Origin of the sequence: Rhodoferax sp. (genome assembly GCF_030646845.1) — a bacterium.
Lineage (GTDB): Bacteria > Pseudomonadota > Gammaproteobacteria > Burkholderiales > Burkholderiaceae_C > Rhodoferax.
This window is the reverse complement of record NZ_JAUSLE010000060.1, coordinates 1-16520: the sequence shown is the minus strand read 5'-3', so window position 1 is coordinate 16520 and position 16520 is coordinate 1. Positions and strand designations below refer to the sequence as shown.

Sequence of the window (16520 nt, the reverse complement as noted above, 5' to 3'; positions counted from 1 at the left end):
CCTCATGAAAATTGAACTCAAGGGCGTCGCGCCGCTGTCCCATCTTGGCGTGATCCGCGTGGAAGGTGAAGACGCCGCCAAATTCCTTCATGGCCAGTTGACGCAGGATTTTTCGCTGCTGGGCCTGTCAGAGGCCCGGCTGGCGGCCTTTTGCTCGGCCAAAGGCCGGATGCAGGCCAGTTTCATTGGCTTCAAACGCAGCCACACCGAAATCCTGCTGGTGTGCAGCCGGGACATTCTGGCCACCACCCTCAAGCGCCTGTCCATGTTTGTGCTGCGCGCCAAGGCCCGGCTGACCGACGCCAGCAGCGACTACGCGCTGTTCGGGCTGGCCGGTGACGCTATCGAATCAATAGCTGGTGACGCCCAATCGGCGTGGGCCAAGACCGATATTGGCAATGCAACGGTAGTCAACCTGTACCCGGCCGACGGCGTGCGCCGGGCGTTGTGGCTGGCACCGGTCGCCGAGACAGCGCCGGCCGGCCAGGCGCTCAGCACGCAAGACTGGTGTTGGGGGGAAGTGCGCAGCGGCATTGCCATGATCACCGCGCCTATCGTGGAAGCTTTCGTGCCGCAAATGCTGAACTACGAGTCGGTCGGCGGCGTGAACTTCAAGAAGGGCTGTTATCCCGGCCAGGAGGTGGTGGCGCGCAGCCAGTTTCGCGGCACCCTGAAGCGCCGCGCCTTTTCAGCGCATTCCGACGCGCCGATGAAGGCGGGCGACGAGGTGTTTCAGGCCGACGATGACACCCAGCCGTGCGGCATCGTCGCGCAGGCCGCGCAGTCACCCTCAGGTGGCTTTGACGCGATTGTCTCGGCGCAGGTTTCTGCCGTTGAGGCCGGTGGGCTGCATCTGGGTGCAGCCAGTGGCGCGGCCGTTGTCGTTGCGCCGCCGCCCTACCCCTTGCTGGCAGATATCTAGAGGCTCGCTAAGCGGTCCCGACCAGGGCCTGGTAGCCCGGCGGTAACGCGTGGACCATCTCGATGTGCACGATGCCGGCCTCTTCGAACGGCTCACCGCGCGGCAGAAAACCCAGCCGCGCATAGAAGCCCTCGGCATTGCGCTGGGCGTGCAACAACACTTCGCGGTCACCCCGATCGGCGGCGGCCTGCATCAAGGCGCGCAGCACGTCGCGCCCCAGGTTGGAGCCGCGCAGCACGCGGTTGACGGCCATACGGCCAATCCGGCCCACACCCGGCGCATGCTGCAGCAGACGTCCGGTCGCCACGGGCAGGCCCAGCCGGTTGCGGGCCAGCGCATGCACGGCGGTGTCATCGGCCTCGTCCCACTCCATCTCAACCGGAATGCGTTGCTCTTCCAGGAAGACTTCGGTGCGCACCTTGCGGGCCGCGGCCCCGAGCGCCTGCCATGTTCCAAGCTCGACCCGGGCCATCGGCTCCCACGCCTCGTAACCCGTCAGGATGTCGCAAAGAGCGATCGGCACCGGCCTGGAGGTCTGAGTGGCCGGGTCGGCAAAGACATAAATAAGTTCGCAACTGATCAGGTGGTCATCGCCCCGAAAAATCGCACCTGTGAACACCATCGACGAGGTGCCGATGCGGCTGCATTTGAGCGCCACGTCCAGCTGGTCGTCCACCCGTGCCGAGGCGTGGAATTCGACCGTGGCTTTCTTGACGTAGATATCTCCTTCCAGCGCCTGCATGGTCGTGTCATACGGCAAGGCCAGGGCGCGCCAGTAGTCGGCCATGGCAGTGTCGAAGTACATGAGGTAATGCGCGTTGAACACAATCTTCTGCATGTCCACCTCGGCCCAGCGCACGCGCAGGCGATGGAAAAATCGGAAATCCTGGCGTGTCGCATCAGTCATGGGTCGGTACTCGATTGAAAAGCATGCTCAAGGGCACCCGTGTTACGGCGGTGACTCGTGACGGGGTCGGTTGTTGGTAAAGTCGACCTTTTATCCTACACCGCAAAACGCCATGGCTCTGATCTACTACGTGACTCAAATCCAGTTTGACTTTGGTGCCATCAAGCTGCTCAAACAGGAGTGCGACCGGGTTGGCATCACGCGCCCGCTGATCGTGACCGACCCTGGCGTCAAGGCGGCTGGCATTTTGCAGAAAGCGCTCGATGCCCTGCCCGGCATGACCGTGGCGGTGTTTGACCAGACGCCGTCCAATCCCACCGAGGCCGCCGTGCGCGCCGCCGCTGCAATGTACAAGGCCCAGGGTTGCGATGGCCTGATTGCCGTTGGCGGTGGCTCGGCCATTGACTGCGCAAAAGGCGTGGCGATTGCGGCGACCCATGAGGGCCCGCTGACCCACTACGCCACGATTGAAGGCGGCTCGCCACGCATTACCGAACGTGTTGCGCCCCTGATTGCTGTGCCCACCACCAGTGGCACCGGTAGCGAAGTAGCGCGCGGCGCCATCATCATCGTGGACGACCATCGCAAGTTGGGGTTTCATTCGTGGCATCTGGTGCCCAAGGCCGCCATTTGCGACCCCGAGCTCACGCTGGGACTGCCGCCGAAGCTTACCGCTGCCACCGGCATGGACGCCATCGCGCATTGCATGGAGACCTTCATGGCCCCCGCGTTCAACCCGCCGGCCGATGGCATTGCGCTGGACGGCCTGACACGCGGCTGGGCACACATCGAACGCGCCACGCGTGATGGACAGGACCGCGAAGCGCGCCTGAACATGATGAGTGCTTCCATGCAGGGCGCCATGGCCTTCCAGAAAGGCCTGGGCTGCGTGCATTCGCTCAGCCACAGCCTGGGCGGCGTCGACCCTCGGCTGCACCACGGCACGTTGAATGCCATGTTCCTGCCGGCTGTAATCCGCTTCAACTCGGCCGCTGAATCGATCCAGAAGGAGCAACGCCTGCAGCGCATGGCGCATGCCATGGGCCTGACGTCGGGCAGCGACATCCCGGAAGCCATCAAGGACATGAACGCCCGGCTGGACCTGCCAGCCGGACTGGCCGCCATGGGCGTGCAGAGCGACTGGTTTGACAAGATCATCAAGGGCGCGATGGCCGACCATTGCCACAAGACCAACCCCCGCATTGCCACCGTTGAAGAATACCGCGACATGCTGACCCAGGCGATGTGACCGTTGCGGGACGACGGTCCTGCAGGCAGAGGCATGGCCCGACACCTGCTGGCACCAACATTGCTAGCATGTGTCCATAGTGAGGTTTTGCCTTGCTCAACCAACGAGACAAGCCATGTCCATTCACGCTGCCCTGAACCACGTTACGCACTACAAATACGACCGGCTGGTCAATCTGGGCCCGCAGGTGATCCGTTTGCGGCCAGCGCCGCATTGCCGCAGCAAGATCATTTCGTACTCGCTGAAGGTGGAGCCGGCTGATCACTACATCAACTGGCAACAAGACCCGTTCGCCAATTACCAGGGTCGGCTGGTTTTTGAGAAGAAGACCCGCGAATTCAAGGTCACGGTCGATCTGGTGGTCGAGATGGCGGTCTACAACCCGTTCGACTTCTTTCTGGAACCGGGCGCTGAAAAATTCCCCTTCAAGTACGAAGCGCTGCTGGCGCAGGAACTGGCGCCCTATCTGGCAGCCGACCATCTGACCAAGCGGCTCAAAGCCTGCCTGGCCCGCATCGACCGCAGAAAGCGCCGCACCATCGATTTTCTGGTGGACGTGAACCAGATGGTGCACAAGGACATCAGCTACCTGATTCGCATGGAGCCTGGTGTGCAGTCGCCGGATGAAACGCTGAAGCTGGCATCGGGGTCATGCCGCGACTCAGCCTGGCTGATGGTGCAACTGCTGCGCCATTGCGGCCTGGCGGCCCGTTTTGTATCCGGCTACCTGATCCAGTTGAAGCCCGATGTGAAGTCGCTCGACGGACCCAGTGGCACCGAAGTCGATTTCACGGACCTGCACGCCTGGTGCGAGGTCTACCTGCCCGGCGCGGGCTGGGTCGGGCTGGACGCCACATCGGGCCTGCTGGCCGGTGAGGGTCACATTCCGCTGGCCTGCACCCCGCAGCCCTCAGGCGCTGCACCGATTGAGGGCGGCATGGACAAGTGCGAGGTGGAATTTGCCCATCACATGGCAGTCACGCGTATTTATGAATCCCCACGCGTGACCAAACCCTATACCGAAGAGCAATGGCAGGATGTCATGGCGCTGGGCATGGCAGTGGACCATGAGCTGGAAGCAGGGGACGTGCGCCTGACCATGGGCGGCGAGCCGACCTTTGTGGCCGTAAATGACCGCGACGCACCAGAATGGAACACGGACGCCCTCGGACCCACCAAACGTGGCTTTGCCACCGAACTGGTGCAGAAGTTGCGCACCGAATACGGCCAAGGCGGCTTTCTGCACTTCGGCCAAGGCAAGTGGTACCCCGGCGAGCAGCTGCCGCGTTGGGCGCTGAATATTTACTGGCGTGCTGACGGCCAGCCGGTGTGGGCCAACCCCGCGCTGTTTGCGGATGAGCGGGTGCCGACCCATTACACCAGCGAGGATGCCCACCGGTTCACCCAGACCCTGGCGGCCAGGCTGGGCGTCACCGACGAGTTCATGCTGAGCGCCTATGAGGACGTGTGGTACTACCTGTGGCGCGAGCGTCGGCTGCCAGTCAATGTGGACCCGTTCGATTCGAAGCTGGACGACGAGATGGAGCGCGCCCGCTTGCGCCGCGTGTTTGAGCAACAACTCGACAGCGTGGTCGGTTATGTGCTGCCCGTGAAGGTGGCTGACAAGGCAGGCCCGAGCGGCCCCGTGTGGACCACCGGCTCCTGGTTTTTGCGTGACGAGCGCCTGTACCTGATGCCGGGCGACTCGCCCATGGGACTGCGCTTGCCGCTGGACTCCCAGCCGTGGGTCAGCAAGGCGGATTACCCCTACCTGACCGAGCAAGACCCCTCGGCCCCGCGCTCGGGACTGCCTGCGCACGAGGCATTGGCAACACGCTATGCGCCGGGAGCGACCCCCTACCTGTCGGGCACTGGACCCCAATCCGAAGCCCCTCGTTTGCGCCAGACCGTCACCGGCCTGGACACCGCGCACATGGCAACCAGTGCCCAAAGCCGTGCGCAGGCCGAGCCCGCCGAGTTTGCCCGGGTGCCCGCGCGGCAGGAATCGGCGGCCTGGATCACCCGCAGCGCGCTGTGCGTGGAGGTGCGTGACCCACGCCGGGCCAGCGGCCCCAAGGCCGAAGCCGTGGGCGAGAAGTCGAGCGTGATTTACGTCTTCATGCCGCCCCTGGAAAAGCTGGAGGACTACCTGGACCTGCTGGCCGCCATCGAAGCCACCGCCGAAGAACTGAAGGTCCAGATCGTGCTGGAAGGCTACCCGCCACCGCGCGATCCGCGCCTCAAGCTGCTGCAGGTCACGCCCGATCCGGGCGTGATCGAGGTCAACATCCATCCGGTCACCCACTGGGGCGAACTGGTCAGGAACACCGAGTTCCTGTACGGCGTTGCATTCGAGTCGCGCCTGTCAGCCGAGAAGTTCATGAAAGACGGGCGACACACCGGCACCGGCGGCGGCAACCACTTTGTGATGGGCGGCGCCACGCCGGCCGACAGCCCGTTTTTGCGCAAACCTGAGCTGCTGGCCAGCCTGCTGCTGTACTGGCACAACCACCCGTCCCTGAGTTATCTGTTCAGCGGCATGTTTGTCGGCCCCACCAGCCAGGCACCACGCGTGGACGAAGCCCGCAACGACCAGCTCTACGAGCTGGAAATCGCCATCGAGCAGATCTACAAAAACCGCGAACTGCATGGCCAGAGCATGCCGCCCTGGCTGGTGGACCGCACCTTGCGCAACATCCTGATCGATGCCACCGGCAACACCCACCGCAGCGAGTTTTCCATCGACAAGATGTACTCCCCCGACTCGGCCACCGGCCGTCTGGGGCTGCTGGAGCTGCGCGCATTTGAGATGCCCCCGCACCCCCATATGAGCAGCGTGCAGCAGCTCTTGCTGCGCGCGCTTGTAGCGCGTTTCTGGAAGGCACCCTACCAGGCGCCTGCGACGCGCTGGGGCACCGAGTTGCACGACCGTTTCATGCTGCCCACCTTCATCAGGATGGATTTCGACGACGTCATCGCCGAGATGCGCAGCGCCGGCTACGCCTTTGATACCAGCTGGTTTGCGCCGCACTACGAGTTCCGTTTCCCTCTGGTCGGCTCAGTCCAGTCGTCGGGCATCGAGCTCACCTTGCGCAATGCACTGGAGCCCTGGCACGTGATGGGCGAAGAGGGAGCCCCTGGCGGCACCGCACGATATGTCGATTCATCCCTGGAGCGCATGGAGGTGCATGTGACGGGCCTCAACGAAAGCCGCTACGTGGTCACCTGCAACGGCCAGGCCCTGCCCCTGCAATCCACCGGCACCCGGGGCGAATATGTGGCCGGTGTGCGCTACAAGGCCTGGAACCCGCCCTCAAGCCTGCACCCCAGCATCGGCGTCCATGCGCCGCTGACGTTCGACATTGTGGACACCTGGATGAAGCGTTCCCTGGGCGGCTGCCAGTACTACGTGGCCCATCCCGGGGGCCTGAACCCGGACACCTTTCCGGTCAATGCGTATGAAGCCGAGAGCCGGCGCATGTCACGCTTCGCCGCCATGGGCCACACACCGGGCACGCTGGTCGTGCCACCAGCCACCATCAATGTGGCAGGCAGCAAGGAATTTCCGTTCACGCTGGATTTGCGGCGCAGCTAGTCAATTCGGGCGGTGTCGTGCGTGGTGTGATGGCTACTGGCCGTGCAGAAATTGAACCGCGGCATTGAGCAGGTACAGGGCCAGCAGAGCAATGCTGGCCCAGCTGGCGGTATGCCACACCCGCGACACCGGCCGGTAGGCCAGTGCCACGATGACGGCGCCACTCATCAGGCCGGCGCTGAGGGCCGACACGGCATGTATCGGGGAAATATGGGCATAGATGGGCCCTGCCACATAGGCGAAGTCATCGATTGCCAGGATCAGTACATCAAACAAATTGCTACCCAGCAGATTGCCAATCGCCATATCGATCGCGCCGATACGAATGGCGCCCCAGGTCGTGGCCAGTTCGGGCACGGAGGTGGCAAACGCCACGAAGAGCGTTCCGACAAAGGAATTTGACCAACCCATTATTTGTGCCAGCTCCACACCGATCAGCGGCAGCCAGATGCCCGCACCCACAATCACGGCTGAAGCCACGCCATACCCCATCATGGCGGACTTGAGCGTCAGCGCAGGCCGCTCTGCAACGACGGTAATGGTGTTGCGCTGTTCCGTCAGATAGAGCGCACGCATGGCCACCAGGTACATCACGAAGATGGCCAGGCTGGCGAAGCTGACATGCCCGATGGAGGGCATCATGCCCTGCGTGGTCAGCAGCATGGCCAAGCTCACGCCCGCCAGCAAAATGACCCCGAAACCCGCCGACATGATGTGCCCAGGGCCGGCAAGGGCGTAAATGGCGCCTTTGCGGTAGGACACATCGATCATGGCAAGAATCGCGAGGTTGAACACGCAGCTGCCTAAGGCATCGCCCACGGCAATGTCGGGCGCGGCGGCGACGGTCACGGCACTCAAACCGGTCACCAGTTCGGGCAATGAGGTGACGGTGGCCACGAGAATCAGGCCAACCCAGTTCCGGGAGAGTCCGGTCAGTGCGGCGATGGCATCCCCGTAGCGGCTCAGGCGCACACCGGCGACGCCAATCACGCCAACGCAGAGAATGAACTGCAGCCAGATCAGGACGACGGGATTCATGGTGTTTCAGGATGAGGTGAGCGATGTGGGTGCGTATCGGCAACCACCGTCACGATAACCGAATGCAGGTTTGATGAAACAGACTGGCAAGCAGGGAGTCAAGTGCGTTTGTGTACCCGCACATCGACTTCTATGCCGAGAAAGTCGCCCGGGAAACCATGCCATGAGCCACTCACCGGGGACGCCAGGCTGGCGTGTCGCGCAACGCCGACGCGAATCAGGTCGGTGCCGCCGATCAGGTTATTGGTTGGATCGAACGGAATCCAGCCAGCCCCGGGCAGGTAAACCTGCAGCCAGGCGTGCGTGGAACCCGTGCCAGCCGGCAGCTCGCTGTCAAGCCATGGGGTGTACAGATAGCCCGACACAAAGCGTGCCGCGTAGCCGAGCTGGCGAATGGCCTCGATCATCAGCGTCGCGAAGTCACGGCAGGTGCCGCTTTGCAGGCGAAGGGTGTCGTACGGCGTTTGTACGCCGTGGTCGAACCGGGCCCGGTACTGCATCGTGTCGCGAATGAATTGCGTCATCGCCGCCAGCAGTTCACGCGTGCCGGTCACGTCCTGGCCCAGGGTGAACTGCTTGGCCCAGGTCCGCAGCATGCCGTCGGGGTCGTCGTAATAGGGTGTCAGGTAAGGCGCAAGCACGAGGCGCTCCTCGTCATCGTAGTCAAACGGAAACGTCTGCGCCCGCGGGCTCAGTGGAAAGTCGAGCGCCCGCGTGCCGGTGTGTTCGACCGAGAAAGTACACACCACTTTGAGTTCAGTCGCCGGGCTTTGCGGCTGCACCAGCGCCACGGAGTTGGAGTAGACGTCCTGGATCAGGCGAATGTCCACCGGCGTGGGCGTCACGCGCATGTCCGTCGCCAGCACGCGCAGATCATGGCTGTCACGCGGCCGGAAAAGCACCCGGTGTTCGCCGAGCGATACCGGCTGTGCGTAGCGGTAATGGGTGGTGTGAATGATGTCGAAAAAAACGGACACGGCGAGACTCCACTTCTGTCCTGACTGGCAAGGATACGCGTCGCGATGCAGACCAGCCATCGGCTGGCGCCGTGGCAGGGTGTCAGTGCCGTCCTACCCGCCACACCGCATGCCGTGCGACAGCGACAATTGCGGCGACTACGCTGGCATACTCTTACCCAGTGAAAGACGCAAACGATTCCCCTCCTGCCGCCCTCCTCGCCGGACAACCCGACGTGCAGGCAATTTCCCTGGCTTGTACCGCTGCCGCCGGTCATTTCGACGAGCTGCGCGGTGCCATGGTTTCCGTCGCCGCGCCGGTCGCCTCGTCCGCTACAAAGTTGATAGCGAACAAGGCAATCCTGACGGGGGCTTGGACCCAGTTTTTCGAACATATTGCGGATGACGGGGCGGTTGACCTGAACCAGCGTACGGCCAGCCTGGAGCGCCAGATCCGCGACAACGGCGTCACCTACAACGTGTATGCCGATGAAAACGGACCCCAGCGCCCCTGGTCGCTGGACCTGTTCCCCCTGATCGTTGAGCCCGACAGCTGGCAACAGATTGAAGCCGGCGTCATGCAGCGCATGCGCCTGCTGGAACAGGTGATGGCTGACGTTTACGGGCCCCAGCAGTTGCTGGATCAGGGTTTGCTGCCGCCCGCACTGGTTCAGGGGCACCCCGGCTATCTGCGGTCGATGCATGGCGTGAAGCCGGTGGGCGGTATTCATCTGCACATTGCCGCGTTTGATCTGGCGCGTGGACCGGATGGCAACTGGTGGGTGGTCGGCCAGCGTTGCCAGGCGCCCTCGGGTCTGGGCTATTTGCTGGAAAACCGGTTGGCCATCTCCAGCCAGTTTCCGCAGGCGTTCCAGACCATGCGCGTACAGCGACTGGCCAACACCTACCGAGCCTTGATGGACAGCCTGAAGCAGATGAGCCCGGCCGGACCGGACTCGCACCTGGCGCTGCTCACCCCCGGCCCCTACAACGAAACCTATTTCGAGCACGCCTACCTGGCGCGCTATCTTGGCCTGACCCTGGTCGAAGGCAGTGACCTGATCGTGCGTGATGAGCGCCTCTATCTCAAGACGCTCAAGGGCCTGGTGCCCGTGCATGGCCTGCTCAAACGGGTGGATGACGAGTACCTTGACCCGCTGGAACTGCGCCCCGATTCGACTCTGGGGGTGCCGGGCCTGTTGCAGGCGATTCGCGCCGGCAATGTGCTGGTAGCCAACGCGCCGGGCTCGGCCTTTCTGGAGTCGCCCGCCCTGCTGGGCTTCCTGCCCGCCTTGTCCCGACATTTGCTGGGCGAGGAACTCAAGCTGCCCGCCCTGCCCACCTGGTGGTGCGGCGAACGCTCGGCCATGGAAGAAGCCTTGCCGCGACTGCGCGACTGCGCCATCAAATCCACCTACCCCGGCTCGCCCATCCACGACAGTTTTGACGCCGTGCTCGGTCATTCATTGACACCGCGCGAAGTCGACGAATGGGCCGGCCGCATTGTGCGCCAGAGCGAAGAACACACGGTGCAGGCCTACCTGCCCCTGTCGCAGATGCCAACCTGGCAGGCCGCAGCGCCTGGCACCGCTGCCAGCCCCGCCGTCGATGGGCGGATCGTGCCGCGTTCGGTCATGCTGCGGGTGTTTGCCGTATCGGACGGCGCCAAGGCCTGGCGCGTGCTGCCGGGCGGACTGGCACGCGTGGCAGGGAGCACGGCGGATATTGCGTCCATGCAGCGGGGTGGCAGCAGTGCCGACGTCTGGGCGCTGGCCCGGGGAGAGGTTGACAAAACCACGCTCCTGCAGCCTCACCTGACGCCGGCCTCGCTGGCGCAACGCAAGCGTCTGGTCACCAGCCGCGCAGCCGAGAACCTCTTCTGGCTGGGGCGCTACTCCGAGCGCACCGAGAACGCGATCCGGCTGGCCCGCCTGACACTGGAATGCCTCAACGGGGAAGACCAGGCCTCGCCGCCCTTGCTGGCGTGGCTCACCAAAATGGCAGTGGCCAACACCCTGGTGTTGCCGGGCGTGCCCTCAGCGGCCCAGGCGCGCCGCGTCTTTGAGCGCTCGCTGATCTCAAGCCTGGGCAGCACCGATGGCGCCACCAGCGTCGGCTACTACCTGCGTGCGCTCAAGATGGCGGGTTCTACCGTGCGCGAGCGGCTGTCGCAGGAACACTGGCGAGTGATCGTGCGGGCCGAAGAAGAGCTGTTTGCGCGCTGCACGGCGCACGCCCTCAGCGGCGACTACTCGTCGCTGGACGCCCTGCAGGTGCTCAAAAGCACCAGTGACCACATGGCGGCCATCACGGGCGCGCAGACGGATCGCATGACCCGCGACGACGGTTGGCGCTTGCTGAGCATCGGGCGTCACATCGAGCGCCTGGGTTTTCTGGCGGGGGCACTGGCGCGCGGTCTGGAGACCGGCTCGGTGCACACGGATGGCGGCTTTGAGGCCATGATGGAACTGTTTGACAGCACCATCACTTTTCATGCGCAATACCAGCAAAGCCGCGACATTGCCCCTCTGATCGACTTGCTGGTGCTGGACCGCGACAACCCGCGTTCACTGGCCTGGGTTGCCCACACGCTGCGCGGGCGGCTGGCAAAACTGGCCGGCAGTGAGCCGGACGAACTCAGCGGCTTGTCGCTGCGGGTGCCCGACCCGGCGGCCTGGAGCCTGGCGAAACTGAGCGAAGCCATCGCCAGCGACACGCCGGCAGGCACGGCAGCCGACACGGAGCCCGGCTATTTTTATGCCCTGAATGAGGTTCTCATGCAATGCATGGGTGCCGCCTTCAACGTGTCGGAGGAAATCAGCACCACCTACTTCACCCACTCCGGGCAGACCAATCAGAGCGTGGGCACCTGATGAAGCTGCAAGTCACCCACGAAACCCGGTACGACTATGTGCCCGCCGTGGAAACTGCGCAGCACATGGCCTACCTGCAGCCCGTGAACACGCGCCACCAACAGTTGGTGAGCCATACGCTTGACATCAGCCCCCCACCCGCCCAGATCAGGCATGCGCTGGACGTATTCGGCAACACCCGCTGTTTCTTTTCGCTGCAGACCCCGCATACCCAACTGCGGGTGGTAGCGCATAGCGTGGTTGCCAACGACAGCCAGCCGCCACCCAGCAGCACCATCAGCTGGGAGCAGACCCGGGATCTCTTCCGCTATCAGTCCGGTGGCCGTTTTGATGCAGCGAGCGAATTTGTATTTGCCTCGCCTTTTGTCCCCCGACACCCCGAATTTGCGGCCTATGCGCGGCCCAGTTTTGCGCCGGACGTCAGCGTGTTGGCGGCGGCGCAGGATCTGATGCGCCGCATTCACAGCGACTTCGTCTATGAAAGCCAGAGCACCGAGGTCAACACACCGGCGCTGGAGGCACTGGCCCAACGCAAAGGTGTTTGCCAGGATTTCGCACACATCATGATTGCCTGCCTGCGCGCCATGGGCATCCCGGCACGCTACGTCAGCGGCTATCTGCTCACTGAGCCGGCGCCCGGCACGGTCAAGCTCAAGGGCAGCGATGCGTCCCACGCCTGGGTCTCGGTCTATGTGCCGGACCTGCCGCCGGATGAACGCTGGTGCGATCTGGACCCCACCAACAACCGCTGTGGCTGGCACTCGCCGGGCGAAGACTACGTGACATTGGCCACCGGGCGGGACTTCATTGATGTCTCACCGATACGCGGCGTCATTCATGGCGGCGCCAGTCATACACTGACGGTGGGGGTCACTGTGGAGGCCGCGCCCGCTGAGAGCCAGGGCCAGTCGCAGAGGCAGTCTGCTATCAAATAGATAGCTGCTACCGCAGATGATACGTGGGCTAGAGGCCAATTTCATTCATAAATCAACCCAAAGGACAATCATGAACATCTACGCCAAACTGACCGAACTCAACATCACCCTGCCGCCCGTGGCCATTCCGGCGGCGGCTTATGTGCCTTTTGTTCAAAGCGGGAATCTGGTATTCCTGAGTGGCCACATCGCCAAACAGGATGGCAAACCCTGGGTCGGTCAGCTCGGCAAGAACATGACGACCCTTGAGGGCAAAGCGGCGGCGCGGGCCATTGCCATCGACCTGCTGGGCACCTTGCACGCGGCGACAGGCGACCTGAACCGCGTCAGGCGCATTGTCAAAGTCATGTCACTCGTCAACTCCACCGGTGACTTCACCGAGCAGCACCTGGTGACCAATGGGGCCAGCGAGTTGATCGGGGAGGTCTTTGGCGACAAGGGCGCGCATGCCCGCAGCGCTTTTGGCGTAGCCCAGATCCCGCTGGGCGCCTGCGTTGAAATTGAACTGATCGCCGAACTGGCCTGAACCGGACAGACGCCGGCCGCAAGAGGCCGGGTCTGGCGCCTAGAAGCTCTCCCAATCCGCGTCTGGCGCCCGGCTGGCCACAGGCGCCGGCTTGGCGGCTGCGAGCCTGACAGGTGCCGCCACTGCCAGCGGCTTCTTCATGGCAGCGGGTGCCTGCGTCGTGCCTGCCGCCAGTGGTTTCCTGGCCGGACTACTTGATCGGCTGTTGCCCAGCGCCGGTGCGGGCTTTGTCGGCTGCGGCCGTTGGTGCGGGAGGGCGGTGGCACGCGGTGTAATGTCCCTGGTGGGGCGGCGTGGCGTCGACGTCACGGACATGCCTGTTGCGCTGATCTTGAACACGGCCACGGCCTGCGCCAATTGATCGGCTTGCTCGCGCAGGCTTTCAGCCGCGGCGGCACTCTCCTCCACCAGGGCGGCGTTTTGCTGCGTCATCTGGTCCAGGTTGCCAATCGCCTGGTTGACGTGGGCAATGCCCGAGCTCTGCTCGGCCGACGCAGCCGTGATCTCGCCAATGACATCGGCCACCTTGCGCACCGATTGCACAATGTCGCTCATGGTGCTGCCGGCATCCGACACCAGCTTGGTGCCCGATGCGACCTTGTCGACGGAGGTACCAATCAGTGTCTTGATCTCCTTGGCCGCCTCGGCGCTGCGTTGCGCCAAGCTGCGTACTTCACTCGCCACGACCGCAAACCCGCGGCCCTGTTCGCCCGCCCGGGCGGCCTCGACGGCGGCATTCAGGGCGAGGATGTTGGTCTGAAAGGCAATACCGTCGATGACACTGATGATGTCCGCGATTTTCTTGGAGCTTTGGTTGATGTCATTCATGGTGGTGACCACCTCGCCCACAACTGCACCACCGCGCGCGGCCACTTCGGCGGCCGATGCCGCCAGCTGGTTGGCTTGTCGCGCGGCGTCGGCCGACTGTTTCACGGTCCCGGTAAGCTGCTCCAGGCTGGATGCCGTGCGCTGCAGATTGCTGGCGGTTTGCTCGGTGCGCACGCTCAGGTCCTGGTTGACGCTGGCGATCTCGGCACTGGCCGTGCCGATGCTGTCAACCGATGCACGGACCTGCGACAAGGCTTGCATGTAGCGCTGTCGCATGCCTTCAACCTCATTGACCAGTGCGCCGATTTCATCCTGTCGATCCGTATGAAAGACCTGGGTCAAATCACCCTGGGCCACCGCCGTGACCGCGACCGTCAACTCGCCCAGGGGTTGGCTCACGGTGCGACGCACCAGCAGATACAGGCCGATACCCAGCAAGACCGTGGTGGCGGCCAGCAGCGCCCAGATGACCGCCATATTGGCCCAGTAGGTGGCCATGGACTCGCTCTCCGATACCTCGGCAACCAGCCATCCGGTTCCGGCTTTGGTTTTCCGCATGACCGCCCACTTGTCGTCCTGCTTGGCACCCAGAAGGGTGAATGCATTGCGCTCATAGCCGTCCGGTGCAGCAGCGATGGCAGTCAGGAACTTTTCGGCCTGCGGGTAGACCTCCAGGACTTTTTTACCTTTGGCGCTCGGATGCGCTGCAAAATGCGCCCCTGTTAGCGGTCCCGGCGAGTCGATGAAATAGATACCCCCGGTTTCAAAAAACCGCACGTCCGCGATTTGCTTTTCCAGCGCGACCTGTTGAAGCCCAATGTCATTGCCCACAAAAAAGATACCAATAACCGCGCCCGCCGCGTCTTTGATGGGGTCGTAGTGGGTCATATAAGGCTTGCCGAACAACAGGGCGGGTCCCGTGTAGCTTTGGCCGGCCAGTATCAGCTTGTAAGCCGGGTGGGCGCGATCCAGCAAGGTTCCCAGTGCGCGTTCCCCATCCTGTTTTTTGAGGGAGGTGGTGATGCGCAGGAAATCTGCCCCTTTTTTCGCAAATACCGTCGCCACCCCGCCAGTGTCCCTGGTGAATTTGTCAACGGCACCGAAGTCATTGTTGACGAGCGCACCAAAACTGTTGAGTTCACCGGTGGCCTCGTTCAAGGTGGGTGCCGGGTCGAAATCCTGTCGAAAACTCTTGTAGGAGCGCAGCATCAACTCACGGTTGACCTGATCGGAGGCATCCGCCACGGCGACCACGCTTTGCACTCGATCGGCCACCGACGTCACCATCAAGGCGTGCGTGCTGCGCTGTTCTATGACGCCGATGGCAATGCTCACCGCAAGCAGCACCGCAGCAAGCCCGGCCAGGGACAACAGCGCCAGCCTGCGCGCGACTGACTGATTTTTGGCGGTGGATGGATCCATGACGACGTCCTTGTGAAAATTATTGGAAACGACCGATAGCCCGTCATCCTGGCACTACCCTTGGCGTCGTCAACAGTCTAGTCGGATATGCCGTGGCCCAGTCCCATGGAAAACACGGGTGTTAAAGGACGGAATGGCGACAAGGTGATGCCAGATGTTTATCCGGCCCAGCCTGCCATCCGCAGCGCCAAACCCGCCAGCGCACAGCCTGCAATCACTGGTATCACGCCCAGCTTGTAGCGCAGCAAGGCCACCGCGGCCGCAAAGGCCAGTGCCAGCGCCGCCACGTCAATATTCAAGCCAAATAGGCCTCCAGCCCCCGTCCTTTGTGCGATGTGTACTATAAAAAACAGAGCAAGACTGGCAATCACCCCGACCACGGCAGCGGTGATGGCGGTGAGCGGCGCGGTGAACTGCAGTTTGCCGTGGGTGGACTCCACCAGCGGGCCGCCTGCCAGGATGAACAGAAAGGACGGCAGAAAGGTAAACCAGGTCACCACGGTGGCGGCCAGCGCCGCGCCCAGAAACAGCGCCTCCGGCCCCAGCACCTGTTTGCTCCAGCCGCCTAAAAATCCCACAAACGCCACGACCATGATCAGCGGGCCGGGCGTGGTCTCCCCCAAAGCCAAACCGTCCATCATCTGCGGCCCGCTGAGCCAGGCAAACTGCTCCACTCCGCCCTGGTACACATAGGGCAAGACGGCATAAGCGCCGCCAAACGTCAGCAGCGCTGCCTTGGTGAAGAACCAGCCCATTTGTGCGACTGCACCACTCCAGCCCTGCCAGGCGATGAGCGCGCCCATGGGCAGTAACCACAGCAGTGCGCCCACCGCCAACACCGTGGCCAGGCGGGATTTTTTGAAGCGGGCATGGGGCGGCGTGGGCGTGTCATCGTCGATGAGGGCAGGGCGCTCCGCCCTGTCATGCGCCTTGGCCGCCCCATGCCCGCCACCCGCCGCAAATTGCCGGGGCGCAAACCGCTGACCCAGCCAACCGGTCAGCGCCGCCGCCAGCACCACCCATGGAAAGGGCACGTTCAAAAATGCAATTGCTATAAAACTAATAGCTGCTACCGCCCATAACACGGGAGCTGTAGATGGTTTTTTCAATGTTTTCGAGCCAATGCGGTGCACCGCCTGCAACACGATCGCCGCCACGGCGGGCTTGATGCCATACAGCAGCCCGGCGACCCAGGGCACGCTGCCAAAGGCCACATAAATCCAGCTCAAGCCGATCAGGATAAACAGCGAGGGCAGCACAAACAGCGCC

The 16520-nt window shown here is 63.2% G+C and carries 11 protein-coding genes; 6 read left to right on the top strand and 5 right to left on the bottom strand.

Annotation, left to right across the window (positions count from 1 at the left end):
- Positions 1-4 precede the first annotated feature (4 nt).
- A complete protein-coding gene (locus Q7T10_RS14490) occupies positions 5-922 on the top strand; it encodes a folate-binding protein YgfZ (RefSeq protein ID WP_304749522.1) in 918 nt (305 codons plus the stop codon).
- A gap of 7 nt (positions 923-929) precedes the next feature.
- Here the strand turns inward: Q7T10_RS14490 and Q7T10_RS14485 are convergent, their stop codons facing one another.
- The gene (locus Q7T10_RS14485) at positions 930-1829 is read right to left on the bottom strand and encodes a YbgC/FadM family acyl-CoA thioesterase (RefSeq protein ID WP_304749520.1); all 900 of its coding nucleotides are present in this window, start codon (positions 1827-1829) and stop codon (positions 930-932) included.
- A 112-nt stretch (positions 1830-1941) separates the two neighbouring features.
- Between Q7T10_RS14485 and Q7T10_RS14480 the strand changes: the two genes are divergently transcribed.
- Positions 1942-3078: an iron-containing alcohol dehydrogenase gene (locus tag Q7T10_RS14480; RefSeq protein WP_304749518.1), complete on the top strand. Its 1137-nt coding sequence runs from the start codon at positions 1942-1944 to the stop codon at positions 3076-3078.
- Between the two features lie 115 nt (positions 3079-3193).
- The gene (locus Q7T10_RS14475) at positions 3194-6673 is read left to right on the top strand and encodes a DUF2126 domain-containing protein (RefSeq protein ID WP_304749515.1); all 3480 of its coding nucleotides are present in this window, start codon (positions 3194-3196) and stop codon (positions 6671-6673) included.
- 33 nt (positions 6674-6706) lie between these two features.
- Here Q7T10_RS14475 and Q7T10_RS14470 read toward each other — a convergent pair whose 3' ends face one another.
- Together Q7T10_RS14470 and Q7T10_RS14465 are read right to left on the bottom strand one after the other, a co-directional pair.
- Positions 6707-7711, bottom strand: a complete 1005-nt coding sequence (locus Q7T10_RS14470) for a sodium:calcium antiporter (protein WP_304749513.1) — start codon at positions 7709-7711, stop codon at positions 6707-6709.
- A 98-nt stretch (positions 7712-7809) separates the two neighbouring features.
- Positions 7810-8688: a transglutaminase family protein gene (locus tag Q7T10_RS14465; protein WP_304749510.1), complete on the bottom strand. Its 879-nt coding sequence runs from the start codon at positions 8686-8688 to the stop codon at positions 7810-7812.
- 224 nt (positions 8689-8912) lie between these two features.
- On the opposite strand from Q7T10_RS14465, the gene Q7T10_RS14460 reads away from it, so the two are divergent.
- The 3 genes from Q7T10_RS14460 (at position 8913) to Q7T10_RS14450 (ending at position 13001) form a co-directional block, all read left to right on the top strand.
- Entirely contained in the window at positions 8913-11540 is a 2628-nt protein-coding gene (locus Q7T10_RS14460) for a circularly permuted type 2 ATP-grasp protein (RefSeq protein ID WP_370653774.1), read from the top strand.
- Positions 11540-12475 (top strand): transglutaminase family protein, encoded by a 936-nt coding sequence (locus Q7T10_RS14455; RefSeq protein ID WP_304749507.1) that lies wholly within the window; start codon positions 11540-11542, stop codon positions 12473-12475. The genes Q7T10_RS14460 and Q7T10_RS14455 overlap by 1 nt, the downstream gene beginning before the upstream one ends.
- A gap of 70 nt (positions 12476-12545) precedes the next feature.
- Entirely contained in the window at positions 12546-13001 is a 456-nt protein-coding gene (locus Q7T10_RS14450) for a RidA family protein (protein ID WP_304749505.1), read from the top strand.
- A gap of 39 nt (positions 13002-13040) precedes the next feature.
- Here Q7T10_RS14450 and Q7T10_RS14445 read toward each other — a convergent pair whose 3' ends face one another.
- Together Q7T10_RS14445 and Q7T10_RS14440 are read right to left on the bottom strand one after the other, a co-directional pair.
- Positions 13041-15251, bottom strand: a complete 2211-nt coding sequence (locus Q7T10_RS14445; RefSeq protein WP_304749503.1) for a Cache 3/Cache 2 fusion domain-containing protein — start codon at positions 15249-15251, stop codon at positions 13041-13043.
- A 158-nt stretch (positions 15252-15409) separates the two neighbouring features.
- Positions 15410-16520, bottom strand: a 1111-nt coding sequence (locus Q7T10_RS14440; RefSeq protein ID WP_304749501.1) for a chromate transporter, incomplete at its 5' end; no start/stop codon positions are given.